At 27.5% G+C, this 18,098-nt stretch carries 17 protein-coding genes; all 17 read right to left on the reverse strand.

Annotated features, from left to right (window positions below):
• Window positions 1-5: 5 nt before the first annotated feature.
• Entirely contained in the window at window positions 6-473 is a 468-nt protein-coding gene (locus CHF27_RS08970) for a D-glycero-alpha-D-manno-heptose-1,7-bisphosphate 7-phosphatase (RefSeq protein WP_095406839.1), read from the reverse strand.
• Window positions 474-505: 32 nt separating this feature from the next.
• Entirely contained in the window at window positions 506-1,240 is a 735-nt protein-coding gene (locus CHF27_RS08975) for a class I SAM-dependent methyltransferase (RefSeq protein WP_095406840.1), read from the reverse strand.
• A 44-nt stretch (window positions 1,241-1,284) separates the two neighbouring features.
• Window positions 1,285-1,980 carry a nucleotidyltransferase family protein gene (locus CHF27_RS08980; protein ID WP_095406841.1) on the reverse strand — a complete coding sequence of 232 codons (696 nt, stop codon included), beginning with the start codon at window positions 1,978-1,980 and terminating at the stop codon, window positions 1,285-1,287.
• A gap of 1 nt (window position 1,981) precedes the next feature.
• The gene (locus CHF27_RS08985; RefSeq protein ID WP_095406854.1) at window positions 1,982-2,563 is read right to left on the reverse strand and encodes a D-sedoheptulose-7-phosphate isomerase; all 582 of its coding nucleotides are present in this window, start codon (window positions 2,561-2,563) and stop codon (window positions 1,982-1,984) included.
• Window positions 2,564-2,580: 17 nt separating this feature from the next.
• The gene (locus CHF27_RS08990; RefSeq protein ID WP_095406842.1) at window positions 2,581-3,609 is read right to left on the reverse strand and encodes a GHMP family kinase ATP-binding protein; all 1,029 of its coding nucleotides are present in this window, start codon (window positions 3,607-3,609) and stop codon (window positions 2,581-2,583) included.
• 30 nt (window positions 3,610-3,639) lie between these two features.
• The gene (locus tag CHF27_RS08995; protein WP_095406843.1) at window positions 3,640-5,832 is read right to left on the reverse strand and encodes a glycosyltransferase; all 2,193 of its coding nucleotides are present in this window, start codon (window positions 5,830-5,832) and stop codon (window positions 3,640-3,642) included.
• Window positions 5,833-5,924: 92 nt separating this feature from the next.
• Complete coding sequence (locus CHF27_RS09000) at window positions 5,925-6,851, reverse strand: class I SAM-dependent methyltransferase (RefSeq protein WP_095406844.1); 927 nt, start codon at window positions 6,849-6,851, stop codon at window positions 5,925-5,927.
• A gap of 17 nt (window positions 6,852-6,868) precedes the next feature.
• Window positions 6,869-8,137 (reverse strand): ABC transporter ATP-binding protein, encoded by a 1,269-nt coding sequence (locus CHF27_RS09005; RefSeq protein ID WP_095406845.1) that lies wholly within the window; start codon window positions 8,135-8,137, stop codon window positions 6,869-6,871.
• Between the two features lie 12 nt (window positions 8,138-8,149).
• On the reverse strand, window positions 8,150-8,938 hold the full coding sequence (locus CHF27_RS09010; RefSeq protein ID WP_095406846.1) for an ABC transporter permease: 789 nt from the start codon (window positions 8,936-8,938) through the stop codon (window positions 8,150-8,152).
• Between the two features lie 15 nt (window positions 8,939-8,953).
• Window positions 8,954-9,982 (reverse strand): dTDP-glucose 4,6-dehydratase, encoded by a 1,029-nt coding sequence (rfbB, locus tag CHF27_RS09015; protein WP_095406847.1) that lies wholly within the window; start codon window positions 9,980-9,982, stop codon window positions 8,954-8,956.
• Window positions 9,983-9,985: 3 nt separating this feature from the next.
• Window positions 9,986-10,558 (reverse strand): dTDP-4-dehydrorhamnose 3,5-epimerase, encoded by a 573-nt coding sequence (gene rfbC, locus CHF27_RS09020; RefSeq protein ID WP_095406848.1) that lies wholly within the window; start codon window positions 10,556-10,558, stop codon window positions 9,986-9,988.
• Between the two features lie 3 nt (window positions 10,559-10,561).
• Window positions 10,562-11,467 (reverse strand): glucose-1-phosphate thymidylyltransferase RfbA, encoded by a 906-nt coding sequence (gene rfbA, locus CHF27_RS09025; protein WP_095406849.1) that lies wholly within the window; start codon window positions 11,465-11,467, stop codon window positions 10,562-10,564.
• Between the two features lie 2 nt (window positions 11,468-11,469).
• The gene (gene rfbD / locus CHF27_RS09030; RefSeq protein WP_095406850.1) at window positions 11,470-12,312 is read right to left on the reverse strand and encodes a dTDP-4-dehydrorhamnose reductase; all 843 of its coding nucleotides are present in this window, start codon (window positions 12,310-12,312) and stop codon (window positions 11,470-11,472) included.
• Entirely contained in the window at window positions 12,263-13,243 is a 981-nt protein-coding gene (locus CHF27_RS09035) for a glycosyltransferase family 2 protein (protein WP_095406851.1), read from the reverse strand. The genes rfbD and CHF27_RS09035 overlap by 50 nt, the downstream gene beginning before the upstream one ends.
• Before the next feature lie 195 nt (window positions 13,244-13,438).
• Entirely contained in the window at window positions 13,439-15,049 is a 1,611-nt protein-coding gene (locus CHF27_RS09040; RefSeq protein ID WP_095406852.1) for an O-antigen ligase family protein, read from the reverse strand.
• 24 nt (window positions 15,050-15,073) lie between these two features.
• Window positions 15,074-15,541 carry a tetratricopeptide repeat protein gene (locus CHF27_RS09045; protein WP_095406853.1) on the reverse strand — a complete coding sequence of 156 codons (468 nt, stop codon included), beginning with the start codon at window positions 15,539-15,541 and terminating at the stop codon, window positions 15,074-15,076.
• A 161-nt stretch (window positions 15,542-15,702) separates the two neighbouring features.
• Entirely contained in the window at window positions 15,703-17,745 is a 2,043-nt protein-coding gene (locus CHF27_RS09050; RefSeq protein WP_115976086.1) for a cell wall-binding repeat-containing protein, read from the reverse strand.
• Window positions 17,746-18,098: the final 353 nt, after the last annotated feature.

The raw sequence follows: 18,098 nt of genomic DNA on the forward strand, positions 1-18,098 counted from the left end.
TATACTTAAAGTATTTCATCTATATAGTAACTGCTTACTCCTATATTTTTTCCTGCTTCTATATCCCATGGTTTATCTCCATATAAAATAGATTGTTTAACATCTATATCAAAATCATCTATGGCCTTTTCTAACATTCCTGTTTTTGGCTTTCTACAATTGCAATCTAACTTATACTCTCCTATACCATGCACAGGGTGATGAGGGCAAAAATAATATGCATCTATATGAGCATCATATTTTTTCAACTCTGAATCTATATGTTTATGAAGTTTATGCATATCTTCTTCTGTATAATAACCTCTTCCTATACCGGCTTGATTAGTTATAACTATAACTTTGTAACCATCATCATTAAATTTTTTTATAATTTGAGGTATTCCTTTTATAAATTCAAAATCTTCTACTTTATAAAGATAATTTTTCTCTACATTTATAGTTCCATCTCTATCAAAAAATACAGCTTTATTCATATACTATTTAAATCCTCCAGTAATTTTATATCTTATTTCTTTTCTAATATAATGTAATTTGACCATCTAAATTTTAACCACAGACCATATGTTGTTATTTCTTGATTTTTAGCTTCAAATCCTGATGATATTAGCAAATCTGCTAAATATTCATCTCTTATATTTCCTGATTGAATAATATTGAATTTTTTATCTTCATTAAATAAATTTACTAATTCCTCTACTTCATATGTCTTAATATGTGTTTTGTCATCATGAAAATTCATTGTTGATACTTTTAATCCTACTTCTTCAAAATCAGACATAGTTGGTAAATTCAGTGAATTTTCTCCAGGAATTTCTATATATGCAGTTCCCTTTGTTTTTAAAACTCGATATATCTCATCAACGATTTTTTTAGGATTTTTTAAATGTTCTAGCACATGGCATATATATACTGAATCAAATGTATTATCACAATGTGGTAATTTATCTTGTTCCAGATTACATATATTAAACGATTGTAATCTATCTGTATACAATCCTTCAAATATATCTACACCATGTAATTTTATATCATTCCTAATTGGATCAATCCAATCCTTCCAAAAAATAAGACCTCCATCACTACATCCTATATCTAAAAATTCAGAGTTTTTTTTACAGTTTTTAAAGTAATTAAATCTAGGATGAGATTTCCAATAAAGTTCAATCAATTTATTTATATCATATGCGCTTGTCTGCATGTCAACTTCAAATGTTAAGCCTTTAACTTTAAATTCCCTCATTTATTTTCCACCTTCTAATTGAATTTTCTAAGTAAGTTTTTTAATTACTTTTCAGTATAATACTTAAAATCATTTTGTGCTTTATAATAATCACTTGGTATACCTATGTCTATAAAGTAACCTTTAGTTATAAATCCTAATATATTTAAATCTAAAATAAGTTTTTCCATAATATCTTTTTCAAAAGAGAATTTATTTTCTCTTATATTATTAAATAGTGATTTATTTAATATATATATTCCTCCATTTATAAAACCACTTTCTCTTTGTTGCTTTTCATTAAACTGTATAATCTTTATATTACTCAATTCTACAGTTCCATATCGATTAAAATTTTCCATATGTTTAATGGCTACCGTTATATCTCCATTATTAATATCATGAAACTTCATCATGTCCTCTAATCTAACATCTAAGTATGTATCACCATTTACAACTAATACATTCTTATTTTTACAAACATTTAAAGCTTTTTTTATAGCTCCACCTGTAAATAATGGTTTGTCCTCTATAGAATAGATCAGATCCATTCCTTTGTACTTGTTTCCAAAGTAATTCGTTATTATGTCATGTTTATAACCTACAGCTAATATAACTCTATTTACACCATTTTTATAAACATAATCGAGTATATATTTTAAAAATGGTATATTATTTATTGGCGCCATTGGTTTTGGTACGTTACTAACTACATCTTTAAGTCTTGTACCAAAACCTCCTGCTAGTATTATTGCTTCCATACTATTTATCCTCAAATAGTTCTTTTTCTACAATACCACATATTATATGTTCTATCATTATATGTGATTCTTGTATTCTAGGTGTTTCATTTGATGGAACTTTTATTATAAAGTCACATAAATTATCCATATCACAATTCTTAGCACCTACTAAACCTATAGTTGTAATTCCTTTTTTATTAGCTGAATTTATTGACTCTATAACACTCTTTGAATTTCCAGATGTCGATATTGCAAATAAAATATCTCCATTATTTCCATTAGCCTCAACTTGTCTACTAAATATTCGATTATATTCATAGTCATTACCTATAGCTGTTATAATTGATGTGTTAGTAGTTAAAGATATAGCTGGTAATCCAGGTCTATCAAAGTTAAACTTACTTACCAATTCCCCAACCATATGTTGCGAATCAGCTGCACTACCTCCATTTCCAACAACTAAAACTTTATTACCATTTTTATAGGACTTTATTATTTCCTTAGCAACACATTCTATAGTGTAAAGTAAATTTTCATCCCTTAAAATGTTCATTTTAGGTTCATATGAATTTATAATCTGTTTTTTTATGTATTCCTTCATACTCATATACTCCTCTTTTAATATATTGTCCATGCTTCTGTTCCATTTTCAACTATATTTATAGAAAATACCTTTCCATCTCTTTTAACAAGATTTCTATATAAAGAATGCTTTTTAGTCGAATCTACTATTATCATCATAAATCCTCCTCCACCTGCTCCTGATATTTTAGCAGCTTTACCTCCATGTTCAATTATAAAGTCATAAGCCTCTTCTATTTTCTGATTACTAATTACTGATGCTGTATTTTTTTTAGCTTTCCAACTATCCTTTATACACTGTGTAAGTAATTCAAAGTTCCCTTTTAATATAGCTTCTTTCATTGTTAATGCACCTTCTTTTAAAAGATGCATTGCTTCTAAGGTTTTGTCATCTTTGTTTTTTGTGTGTCTTACCTGTTCATCTATTATCTTCGCAGAATCTCTTGATGTACCTGTATAATATAATAACAATGAACTCTCTAATTCATTTTTTATCCATTTTTTGACTCTAAGAGGGTTTACTATAACTCTATGATTTTCATAAAATTCCATAAAGTTAAATCCTCCAAATGTTGCAGCATATTGATCTTGTTTTCCTCCAGATAGTTTTAAATCTTCTCGTTCTATTTCATAAGCTAAACTTGCTATATCATATTCTCCCAACGGTAAATTTAACCATTCCACAAATCCTTTAATTATTGCTACAACCATTGTTGATGAGGATCCTAAACCTGATCCTGCAGGTGCATCAGAATATGTAGTCATCTTAAATGAAAGTGGTTTTTTACTATTGAATTTTTCAACAATCTTATTGTAAACTCCCTTATGTAAAAGTAAGTCCCCCGTAGCATCTATCTTTGGCTGTGAATCAATCTCAAATGTTTCATTCCTATCTGTAGCATTAAATACAATTTTATTATCATTTGTTGGTTCAATTATGCAATAAGCGTACATATCAATGGTTACATTAAGTACATACCCTCCATAATTATCACTATATGGAGAAACATCTGTACCTCCACCTGCTAGACCTAATCTTAACGGTGCTCTTGATTTTATTATCATAATGCTATTTTCCTTTCAGATAATCTTTTTCTATTTAGTAAAAATACTGCTAAATAACTCTTTAGCACCTTTGTGTGAAAAATACTTCTTTAAATATTTATTATAACTTGAACACATATTCATCATTTTTTGTTCATCATTATACAAATTAATTATCTCATTTGCAAAGTCTAAAGCATTATCATATCCTTTTATATACTCATTTATATTTTCTAGTCCTTCAATTCCTATACCAGTTGATACAATTGGTATATTATTATACATAGCTTCTATTGTTTTTCCTTTCACTCCTGCACCATATCTTAAAGGTATTATACCTATTCTAGATTTTTCATAATAATTTTCAAGTTCCTCATCAGAAACAAACCCTGTGACATTTATATTATCGCATTCTAATGACTTTATTTTTTTTGTAGGATTAGAACCAACTATTGTAAGCTTTATTTCCGGCAAAGCCTTAACTACTAGCGGCCATATTTCATTAATAAACCATAACATTCCATCTTCATTTGGTTTATGTCCAAAACCACCAACAAATAAAAGATTTTCCCTTGATTTAAAATCTCTATCTAACTCTTCAAATTTTTTATAATAAAATATCGGTGTAGCAAATGCCTTATTAGGTTCTATCTCTTTACTTATAATTACTTTTTCATCCACACTTGGAGTAAGAACTGCATCTGATTTTGACATAATATCTAACTCTTTTTCTTTCCACTCATTTGACAGTCTCAATGTTTCCTCGTTGTGTGTTAACTCATACTCTCTTAACTCTCTTAAGTAATGTATATCATGCACATAATATATTATCTTAGCTTTAGTATGCTTCTTCATAAAGTCAATGTATTTTGAAGCAATATGAGGCCTATGTAAAAATATATAATCTATATGCTTACTATTTTCTTTAATCCACTTAGTCCAATTCTTATAGTATTGTTCTCCATATAAAACTTCTATTCCATTTTGTTGTAATGTATTTGTATAAGGTTCATGTTTAAAGAAATTATCCCCTATAAATTTCACATTAAATCCCATATCAATTAATAAATTTAAATATTGATATGTTGTTCTACTTCCAGCATCTTTATCATAGTGAGGAACATAGTGATCTATTACTACTACAGTTTCTTTTTTGCCACTTTTATCTCTCGCTAAAAATACATTCTCTGCGTTATTAAAATGCTCTTTATTTAATACATCTTTCCACTTTTCAATAAATTTCTCTTTATTCTTAACTTGATAACTCTTAATTCCTGCATTTTCATCTGTACCATGAGATATTCCTTCAAAATGAACAACTATTGACTTAGGTTGATACATAACTTTATATCCACTTTTTCTAACTTCGAATGCTAAATCTGAATCTTCAAAATATGCAGGTACATATCTTTCATCAAAACCTCCAATTTCTCGCCATAATGATTTTTTAATCATTATACTTGCTCCAGAAATATAATCAACCTCTTTAACATAATTGTATTCTGATTTGAAAGGATCATCTAAACGTCCATAATTCCAACCACTTGCATCATTCCAAATTATGCCTCCAGATTCCTGTAGTTTTCCATTTGAATAAACAAGTTTAGACCCTACCATTCCTATTTTTTCGTCTTTTTCGATTAATTCAACTAAACTAGATAACCAATCTTGCTGAACATTTGTATCATTATTTAAAAAATGAATATATTTACCTTTTGCATGTTTTGCAGCATTATTACAATTTAGTAGAAATCCTAAATTCACTTCATTTCTTATCACAGTTATGTTTTCAATATATGATTCGACATCTTTAGTTAAATCATTTGATACATCATCAGCAATTATTATTTCATAATCAATACCATTAGTATTATCCTTAATAGATTTAAGACAACTATATGTATAATGCCATTGATTATATACTGGAATTATTATAGAAACTAACGGCTTTTCACTTTTATTAAATATAATTTTTTCGTATGTTCCTTCTTCTACTTCTGTTATTTTGATTGTTTGATCAGTTATTTTTATATACTTTTCATCAAAATTATTTAACCTCTCATTTATACGTTCTAAATCTTCATTTTTCATATAGTATTTTAGCTTTTTTATATTATCTTTATTTAATTTATTAAAATACACTTTTGGGTTTTTTATTGCTTTTTTTAATAGCCTCGCTAAAAACTTTCTCTTGCTCCCCTCAGGTAATGCCTTATCTCTAATCTTATACAACTTAACTAACACTTTCCATCCATTTGATTCATATATTTTTTCAAGTTCTTCTCTGTCCTTTCCTGAAAATATATTATGCTTTTCTATTTCTTTTTTATATTCTTCTATCTCATCTTTATATAGCTGAGTTTGTTCTTTATAATCTTTTTTTCTTTTTCATATCTATCTTTATTACTATCAAGACCTTTTGCCCACAATGAAATTTCTTCTATATGTGTATTTAATCTTTTTATTTCTTTATCACAATTAGATAATTCACTGTTCAATTTAAATATATGGTTATTTTTTTCTTCAACTTCATCTTGTAAATTCAATATTCTATTCATAACTTGATTATATCTATTATTTTTATCTACATATACAGATGACTTTATATTATGTTGTTTTCCTTTATCATTACATACAGCTACAAAATATTTAGCATTATCCTCTAAGAATTCACTTTCCTTAATAGCTAATTTACTATTTATATTTTCTATATTTGAACTCACTTCAAAGTACTGTGAGTATAATTCAACATAATTAAAATATTCTTTTAAAAATTTTATATACTCTTCTTTATAAAACTCTTTTTCATGAAATTCATTTTTATATTTAAATATATCCGAATATACTTTTTTGTTTGGTGTTGATACTAAGAATATTCCATCTTTTTTTAAGACTCTTTTTACTTCACTCAAAAACTTTTTCTGTATGTTTATGTTTACATGCTCTATTGTTTCAAATGAAACAATAACATCAAATGAATTATCTTCAAATGGTAACTTCTCTATACTCGCTTCAGTAAATTCTATATTTTTACTCTCATATTTTTTCTTAGCATGTTCTATAGATTCTTTTGATATATCTATCCCATATACTTTACTAGCTTCTTTTGATAATATATTTGTTCCATAACCTTCACCGCAAGCCGCATCTAGTACTACCTTATTTTTTGTAATCTCTTTCGCAAATTCATATCTTTGAAAATGTTCTATAGCTAATTCATTTTCTCCATTATTTGGAATAAATCTTTCTCCTGTAAAATCCATTTTTTGTCTCCTTATCACTATTTATCTAATATTGAAAATTCCATTTCTGATAAGTTTAGAATTCCTTGTAATCTATGTATTTTCTTTATAATAATATTAAAAACATATGCATCATGTACCCAATTATGTTGTATGTGATTATCTATTGTTCCTGATGCAATTGCAGGTGATATAGTATACGTTCCTTCATTTAACTCTGGCATAATAAATTCAAATGCATAATGATCAACTTCATTATCTGAGTCTATATACTTGTTTAATATGTTACTATTACTTTGTAGTATAATATTTCCTAATCTATCACTTATAGTAAAACCAACAATTGGATTTAGTATTTTTTCATTATATTTAATTCTTATAACTAGTCTTACTTTAGTATTAGGTAATACTGATTCTATCATTTGATTAGATGCCATATCAAATAAACCAATTCCTGTTATTATAGCTTTCTTGTCACCAAAAAGTTCAATATCAGTTCTAATTTCATTCAATGAAATCTTCTCAATTTTTTCATCTGTGTTTATATCTTTATTTTTGCAATATTTCTCTAATTTGGAGTCTACTACATATGCCTGATATTTTTTACCTATTTCTATAGGATTTCCTATTCCCATAAGATTACCTTGCTCTATCCAAATAACCTTATCACAAAATTTAGTAATCGTATTAATGTCATGACTTACTATTAATACTGTTTTATTTTTTTTCAATTCCTCAATCTTCCTATAACATTTTTGTTGAAATCTTATATCTCCTACACTCAATGCTTCATCTATTATAAGTATGTCTGGATCAACATTTATAGCTACTGCAAATGCAAGCCTAGCAAACATACCACTAGAATATGTTTTTACTGGTTGAGTTATAAAGTCACCTATATCTGCAAAATTTTTGATAGAGTCTATTTTTGCATCCATTTCCTCTTTACTATATCCCATCATTGTTCCATTTAAATAAATATTTTCTACACCTGTGTACTCAGGATTAAATCCTGCTCCTAATTCCAATAATGCTGAAACTTTACCATTAACGTGTATATCCCCTAATGTAGGTGTTAATACTGATGTTATCATTTTTAATAGTGTAGATTTTCCAGATCCATTTGTACCGATTATACCAACAACTTCTCCCTTTTCAACCTCAAATGCTATATTATTTAAAGCATAATACTCTTTATGATAATTTTTTTTTGATAGACTTAATGTCTCTTTTAACCTATCTATAGGCTTATCATATAATTTGTAAATTTTACTAACATGATTAATTTTTATAGCTACATTACTCATTTACTCACCTCTCTATAACACATCTGAGAAATGTGGTTTTAATTTTTTAAATAGAAAAATACCTACACCAAATATTAAAATAGATATCGTCCAAAAATACATAGTTTGGTTATATCTCTCCCAAAACCAAATATGATTTATTAATGTATCTCTATATCCTTCTGCAATATAATACATAGGATTTAATTTTAATATCCATTGGTACTTAGGTGATATCATATTATAACTCCACATTATAGGAGTCATCCACATTCCTATTTGAAGAAATATATTTATTATTTGCCCAAAATCTTTAAAGAAGGGTATTATCGATGCTGTAGCATAAGACATTCCTAATGACAGGAAAAATGCACAGAAAGAGTAATATATAACTTGTATTATATGTATTGTTGGTATTTCCCCATATAAACAGTATAAAAATATTGTAAAACCAATGAAAAATACATGAACAAATAACGCAGATATAATTTTTACTATAGGTAAGATACTAATTTTAAATACTACTTTTTTAACTAAATAACTATATTCTATCAAACTATTTGTTGCATTTAATATTGCATCTGAAAAGAAAAACCACGGTACTATTCCTGTAACTAACCACAATACAAATGGAAAATCATCTATTGGTGCCGACTTAAATCCAACTTGAAATACAAACCAATAAATTAAAACTGTAATTACTGGTTGTACAAATGCCCAAAATACACCTAAATATGAACCAGCATACTTAGTTTTAAAGTCATTTTTAGCTAAATTTAATATCAGTCCTTTGTTTCTATATAATTCCTTTATTAATGACATACTAATTACTCCATTCTAAGACTGTTTATTATCATATTGATTCTTATAATACTTTTGATATTCACCAGAAATTATATTTTGCCACCACTTCTTATTATCCAAATACCACTGAATTGTTTCCTTTATTCCAATATCAAAATTGTACTTAGGCTTCCATCCTAATTCATTTTCTAGCTTAGTAGGATCAATAGCATATCTTAAATCGTGACCCGGTCTATCTTTTACATAAGTTATTAAACTTTCTGGCTTATCTAATGATTTAAGTATTGTCTTAACCACTTCTAGATTAGTTCTTTCATTATGACCACCAACATTATAAACATCTCCTACTTTACCATTGTGTATTATTAAATCTATAGCTGTACAATGATCATAAACATGTAACCAATCTCTTACATTTTCTCCATTTCCATACACCGGAAGACTTTCATCATTCAATGCCCTTGATATCATTAATGGTATTAACTTTTCTGGAAAATGATAAGGTCCATAATTATTAGAACATCTAGATATTGTTGTAGGTAATCCATAAGTTCTATGATAAGCTTGTACTAATAAATCCGCACTAGTCTTAGATGCTGAATATGGAGAACTTGGGTTTAGGGGAGTTTCTTCAGTAAAGAATAAATCATTTCTATCAATAGGTAAATCTCCATATACTTCATCTGTAGACACTTGATGATATCTTTTAACTTTAAATTCTTTAGATGCATCTAGTAATACTTGAGTTCCTAAGACATTTGTTTGTACAAATATTCCTGGATCTGTAACTGATCTATCAACATGAGATTCAGCTGCAAAGTTTATAACTATATCAAATTTTTCTTCTTCAAATAACTTAAACACAAATTCTCTATCTGATATATCACCTTTAACAAACTTATAATTTTCTTTGTCTTCTACATTTTTTAGTGTTTCTAAATTGCCTGCATATGTTAACAAATCTAGATTTACTATTTTATATTCTGGATATTTGTTTACCATATAATGAACAAAGTTTCCACCTATAAAACCAGCTCCTCCAGTCACTAGTATTTTTTTCATAAATTACTCTCCTCTATATTCAAAAGGTATCTCTAATTCCTTTAATTTTCTTTGTTTTTTATCTTTTTCCGATAATATTATTTCTTCTATGTTTTCTAATGGCCACTTAATATTAACATCTTCATCATCCCATAAAAGACCACTATCATATTCAGGTGCATAAAAATCTGTACATTTGTAGTTAAATACTGCTTCATCTGAAACAACTAAAAAACCATGTGCAAATCCCTCTGGAACATAAAATTGTCTTTTATTTGCAGAAGTTAAAAGAACCCCTTCCCACTTACCAAAAGTAGGTGATCCTTTCCTTAAATCAACTGCAACATCATAAACTTCACCTTCAGTTACTCTAACTAACTTCCCTTGAGTGTGTTTAGTTTGAAAATGCATTCCTCTTAAAACACCTTTTTTAGATTTAGATTCGTTATCTTGAACAAACTCCATTCTAAGTCCAGCCTCAAAAAAATCATTTTTATTGTAAGTTTCCATAAAGTATCCTCTTTCATCTCCAAATACTTTAGGCTCTATTATATATAAATCTTCTATTTTAGTTTTTATAAAATTAAAATTTCCCAAATATTACACCACCTTAATCAATTTAACATCTTCTTCATCTTGATTTACTTCCTTAGCAACCTTTTGAAGATACTTTCCATAGTCTGTTTTCATAAGAGGTTTAGCTAACTCTAATAATTGTTCCTTATTTATATATCCTTGTCTATATGCTATTTCTTCTAAACATGCTATGTATAGTCCTTGTCTTGTCTGAACGGCTTCTACATAATTAGATGCATCTAATAAACCTCTATGTGTTCCTGTATCTAACCAAGCCATACCTCTTCCAAACAATTCTACTTTTAAGTTTCCTCTTCTTAAGTATTCATTATTAACAGCTGTTATTTCAAGTTCTCCTCTATCTGATGGCTTAACATTTTTAGCAATCTCTATTACATCATTACCATAAAAATATAACCCTGGTACTGCATAATTAGATTTTGGTACTTTAGGTTTTTCCTCTATTGATAAAACATTAAAGTCTTTATCAAACTCAACAACTCCAAATTCACTCGAATCTACTACATGATATCCAAAAATTGTAGCTTCGTCCCTTTGTACTGCTCTTTGTAATCTTTCTGTGAATCCATATCCATAAAATATGTTATCACCTAATACTAAAGCTACTTTATCATTTTCTATAAATTCTTCTCCTATTATAAATGCTTCCGCCAATCCCTTTGGTTCTTCTTGTATAGCATATTGTATATTTAGACCCAAATGACACCCATCTCCAAACATTTCTTCAAACAACGTTATATCTCTTGGAGTCGATATTATTAATATATCTTTTATTCCTGCTAGCATAAGAACTGACATTGGATAATATATCATTGGTTTATCATATATAGGTAAGGCTTGTTTTGAAACTGCCTTTGTTATTGGATATAATCTTGTTCCAGATCCTCCTGCTAATATAATACCTTTCATTGTTACATTTCCCCCTCTAAGTATTCTTTTAGTGATTCTTCCCAGTTTCTAAATGAATTAAGTCCAACTAATTTAAGCATAAAATTATCAAGAACAGAATATTTAGGTCTTGGTGCTGGTCTTTTAAACTCTTCACTAGTTACTGGATTAACTTTTATATCTATATTTTTTATCTCAAATATCTTTTTAGCAAAATCATACCAAGTACAACTTCCTTCACAAGTTGCATGATACGTTCCATAGTACTCTGTATAAATTAATGACACTATCGCTTTTGCCAAATCTACAGTACTTGTTGGGCTTCCATATTGATCATTTACAACATTAAGTTCATTATTTGTTTTTGATAAATTAATCATGGTTCTTACAAAGTTATTTCCTTCTCCATATAGCCAGGCTGTTCTGACTATAAAATATCTTGAGCAAAACTCTTTAGTAAATTTTTCGCCTAATAATTTACTTTTTCCATATATTGAATTTGGGCAAGTAATCTCATCTTCTTTGTATTGAATATTTACTTCTCCATTAAATACATAGTCAGTAGATACTTGTACAAATTTAGCTCCTATTTTTTCACATGCTATTGCTAAATTTTTAACTCCTAATGCATTGATTTTATATGCATTGTCTATATCTTCTTCACATAAATCTACCGCTGTATGAGCTGCACAGTTAATAACTACATCTGGCTCATTACCTAAAATAAGTTGATTAACACTATTTGTATCAGTTATATCTAGCTCTTTTCTATTAACTGCTATAACTTTACATTGTTTATTTTTACTTATTTCTTTATTAATTTGCTTTCCTAATTGACCCTTCGCCCCTGTTATTAATATCTTCATCTAAATCACTCCGAACTTGTTTTTTGTCAAAATAAAAAGAATGCATACTCATTCTCTTAACGTACTTTAACGGTATTTTTTTATAATGCTGTCCTACCTTATATCCTAAAAATCTAAATCCAGTTTCTATTATTAAATGTGGTATTAAATAAGCTTTTTTATTATTAATTAAATATTTAATAGCTTCTTTCACAAATTTAATTCCCTCAGATTCTGATTTAATTTCCTTAAAATATTCCCTACTATCAACAAATACTACACCTATATCAAAATTACGTTTAAATTGTTGAATATAACTATATTTATGAGAATGAATAACCATAGCTTTAGACGCATAATATGATTTTTTATTATCAAATATAAATTTTGATGCTATAATCATATCTTCATTCATTATAGTTTCCTCAGGAAATCCTCCAATTCTCCAAAATTCATCTTTTATAAAAGCTGAACAAACATTACTGAAGAAAAATGTTTTAACCCCCAACATATCTATATCTTCTTTAGATTTAACTATATCTTTATCAGGATAATTAAAACTTCTCGAAAATGATTCAACAACTCCAGAATCCTCTCTTGGCAACTGTCTTCCATAAGAACAAACTATATTTTCCTTTCCTAAAGGACTTACTATTTCTTCTATAAATTTATTGTTTTTAGGATACGCATCCTGAGTCATAAAAACTAAAATATCTCCTACAGCCTTTTTTGCAGCTCTATTCCTAGTGCCACCATGATCAAACTCATTTTGTGATATTTCTATAAATTTAACATTTTTATATTTTTTACATATATTTTCTATATCGTCTTGCGATTTAGTATTTATAATTATAATTTCATGAGGAGATACAGTTTGGTTATTTAATTTAATTAAAAGACTTTCTATGTACGCTTTTGAATTTCTAGTTGGTATTATTACACTTACCTTCATACTTTTTCCCTTACTTTTTTAAAATTATTTTTTAAAAACAATTTTTCTTATTTTGTAATTTATTCAATATATATATTTTATATTATTTTTATGTATATTTAAACAATTAGCGATAAGAAAAAAACATATTCGCACGACAAAAATCGACATATCCAAGTATTTACAATTTGATTATGCCGATTTATATAATTTAATTTAATCTATTTTTCTTATAATCTTATTTGCACATAATCCTGAGAATGTCCAGAATAATATAGATGTTCCTACAAAACTATCATTAAACAGACCTTGTATAACATATGCAATCATTCCTATTGCAAATACATAAAGGTATTTATCATTCTCTTTATCTATGCAATTATAATAAAATCCTCTAATAAGATAGAATATCACTCCAATTAATCCTATAAGCCCTATTAATCCACTCCCATAAGCCATACTTATATACCAGTTATGAGGCTTATCTATAACCTCTCCATATGTACTTATACCTCCATCTTTATCTGTACTTAAAAATACATATGGGAAAGTATCAAATCCATGACCTACTATCGGCTTATCATTTATTAAATCTATAGTTTTTGTCCATATATTTAAGCGATCTGTACTCATCTCATTGATTTTTTTAAATATTTCCTTATCTCTCATTCTTACTATAGAAGTCTGTGAGTTTTCTTCTATTAATTTATTTTCTTTATTTAAATTATGAGAATACAAAAATATTGAAATAGATAAAAATACTACAGTTACTATAGATACAGTATTAAAGAATTTTTTTTCATTTATAAATTTCATAAATATCAAAAGACTCCCAAATATAAATATAACTAGCGGTATTATAATTGGCGAAATCTTATGCATTTTTACTAAGATAGCAAAAGATTCTTCATATACCTTTGAATTAATCTTCATTAATATAATACTTATCACTGCATTAATATCTATCATTATACACGTCCATTTAAATACACTTTTTTTATCATCTGTAAATCTAAATCCTAATACTAATATAATAGGTGTTATTAATAACATAGTTATAAATCCACCTGATGATATAAGTGAAATAGTCATAGTAAATGAAAGAACTGTTCCTACTAATAATAGTATTTTTCTCTTTTTATCTTCTTCTAATAATAAATACATAAAACTTACACTAAAGATAACAGCTCCTGCTGCACTACCAAAGTTAAAGTGATATAAAGTCGTAAAGAACTCTCCACCTGCAGCTCCATTTGCACCTATCATAGCTTGTACAAATTTTAATTGAAGTACATCAAATCCAAAAACTTTTACTACGCTTAGTATTGTATTTATAATTAAGAATGGAAATAGTATAAAATAGAAAAATTTATAGTATTTTTCTTCTATATCCATATTATATAATGCAAAGAATATAGTTAAATAGCAAAACCATGCTAAAGAACCCTCATATCTATCAAAATTTCCAAATAGAGCTATATCTTTATATTCAGATAATAACGAAGATAGCATTATCCCCACTGCTAGTATAAGAACTATTATATTTAATTTATTAACTTTTATTTCTTCTTTTAGAGCCACTACTTTATACATAAACAATGTAAATATAGCTCCTGTTCCTAAATATAAAGTCATAGTCTTATAGAAATTAAATATATCTAGTTTTTCACCTGTTGCATATGAATTGTTAAGAAAAACTGGACTATAACTAATACTTATATGTTTATACATTATTATAGGTATAATACCTAACATAAATAATGAAATAAACATAATTATCTTATTTATTAATTCTATCTTACTTTCTGCGTAATATTTGTTTAACATATTTTACTCCCTCTAATATGATATTTAACATATATCTGATAATATTTTGTTTACGTTTTCTTGATATTGTTCTGGTATCCCTAACTCAACTGCTTTTGTTAAAACTTCTTTTGCTTTAGTATTTTCTTTATTTTTATAAAGATTTTCTCCATATGTAATTAAAAATCCTACATTATTATTATAGCTAGAATTTAACTTTAGCATATTTTCAAGTTCTACTTTAGCTTTATCTACTTGTCCTAGTGACGTATATACTTGAGCTTTTTCAAATTTTAATGCAGAACTGTCTCCATACTCTTTTTCTAAAGTTTCTATCTTTTGTATTGATTTTTCTAACTCTATACCCGTACTTATAGATTTCTGAATTTGTGCATAAATTTTATAATTTTCTTTTCTTTTAGACACTTGTTCTCTCCCTTGATATGCACAGTATCCAAATGATACAATTACTACTAATGATATCGAAATTAGAATTTTATTTGTTATTTTCATTTCGCCCCTCCTTATTGTTGATATATTCCTCTAATATAATATACTAAAGTGGTATATTATGATTGTCAATAGAATGATATAAAAATAAGCCTTGATTTATCAATTGATAAATCAAGGCTTATTGAGTTTTTATATTCTACTTAAACAATTTAATTTAGAAATTATTTGTTTAATCCTAATAAGTTAACTAATTTACTCATTACTGTTGAAGAAACACCGTTTCCTACTTTAGATAATTTTCCGTTAGCTTTTACTATTCCTGATACAGCATTAGATTGATCTTTTGTTAAATCATTAGTTGCTAATACTATAGGTGCAGCATTTTTACCAGCTAAAGCTGCAACAGATAATGCATCTATTAATTTTCCGTTTCCTTCAGCATATCCATCTTTAGCTACATAAACATTTCCAGTAGATAAAACTGAGCTATAATTTTTTATAACGTTAGCATTAGTTTCATGTCTATCATCACCAGAAGTTCTAGTAGTGCTAGTAACATTAGCTTCTTGTAAATCTCTTAGTACTTGAGTAGAAACTTTAGAAGTTCCTCCTATAACACCTACAGTTGTAGTATGGTGTTTTTCGAAGAAGTTCTTAGCATCTTTAGTTAATCCTTTTGCAGGAGTTACTATTATTGGTGCTACAGCATTTCCTGCAGTTTTAGCTGATGCTATTGAAGCTATACTCATAGCATCTGCTTCACCATCTCCACCTACTACGAATGCATCTGCAGCTGTTGTTCCTGCAGTTTTCATCATTTCGTCAGCTATTTCAGTAGATGTTGCATATCTATCATCACCTGCTAATCTTACTATGTTAGCATTCATTTCTTTTATTAATTGAGCTTCAACGTCTTTAGATATAACGTTAGTTCCACCAACTAAGTATATAGTTGCTTTTTCGTCAACAACTCTTTTTATTTCAGTCATTGTATCAGCTGATATTGAATTTTTCTTAGTTAATAATAATGGAGCTTTCTTTTGCTTAGCTAAAGGAGCTGCAGCTAATCCATCAACTATTGCATCTTCACCAACTAAAACTACTGCTCCAGCTTTGTCTTTTGATGCTGTTGCAGATTCGTTATATTTAACGTATCCTTCTTTACTTATTTCTACAGCTGTAGAGAATCTATCTTGTCCAGCTAATATAGTGTATTTTCCACTGTTAGCAGTTACTTCAGTAGTACCTAATAATGCAGTTCTTAAATCTTTTAATTCTCTTTCAGTATTAGATTTTATTACTATTGTAACATTAGTAGCTTTAACACTACTTGCAGCATTCTTTTCTTTAACTGTAAAGTTAACAGTAAGCTTGTATCCACCAGCTTTAACAACTTCTATAGCTGATACAGTATTTGCATCAATTGTTACTACATAAGTTTTACCATTTGCAGTATATTCAGTTGTATTTGAATTATTACGAGCTTTTACTATAGTGTTAACTAAATCTTCACCTTCTACAGTGTATATTCCATCAGTTATATATGCAGAAGCATCTTTTTCTGTAGTAGTTCCATTTCCATGGAATTCATATTTAGCTATTTCTTCAGATGGTATATCATTTTCTACAACTTTACCAGTTTCTAAAGTTTTGAATCCAACAACTTTTTTACCAACTTCAGCGTTAGCATCTGCAGAAACTTTATTTCCGTCTTTATCTACTGGTTGAGTTAAGTCTAATTTATAATCATCTGTAGTTAATTCTATTGGATCTACATCAGTGTTTGTTAATGTTATAGTAGCTGAACTAGTAGCATGAGCTACTGTTGCTATATTAGCATTAGCAAATGTTAAACCAGCTAATTCAGCAGGAGTATATTTAACATGTTGATTTTCTTCTGTAGCAACTATATCTCCGTTTGATAAAACTTTATGTCCTTTATCTACTATAGATAAAGTTAAAGCAACACCATCAACTTTATTATTTTCTATTAAAGTTCTTAATTGAGATACGTTTTCTATTACAGTTGTTCCATTTGCAGTTATTTTGTAAACAGAGTTTTGGAAGTCTTCTGTAGCTCTACCATTTTCTCCATCTTCTCTTGAATTTGTGTATCTAGTGTTTAATTTTTCTTGTACCTCAGCTATTAATTTAGCTTCATCTGTAACTGTTTCTGTGTCAAGTTTAGCAGCGAATGCTGGTGCAACTGTAGTTGCAACTGTAGCAGCAGCCATAACCATTGCTATGTTTTTTTTCTTTAACATATTGTATTTCCTCCCCTATATTATATTAATTACATCTCTTATATGTAAATTAACCGTTATAATCGTATTTCTCACTCCTTTATGATAATATATTATAATTTTAATTTCAATCATTTTATACAATTTTCTTGCTACTTTTTTCCTACACATTTCGACATTTTTCGCTAATAAAGTATATTTTTAGCATTTTTGTTTTTAAAAATATGTTTTTAATCCTTTTTGTTTACAACATTTTCCTACCTTTTTAAAACATTTTATTCATTCCAGAAAAATCTAATTTATTTTTTTATTTTCCTATTCATTTTTTTTCGACATTACTGTATAATATTAATTACGTTATGAGAATTAAAAAA

It is taken from the genome of Romboutsia maritimum, from assembly GCF_002251085.2.
Classification (GTDB): Bacteria; Bacillota; Clostridia; order Peptostreptococcales; family Peptostreptococcaceae; genus Romboutsia_B; species Romboutsia_B maritimum.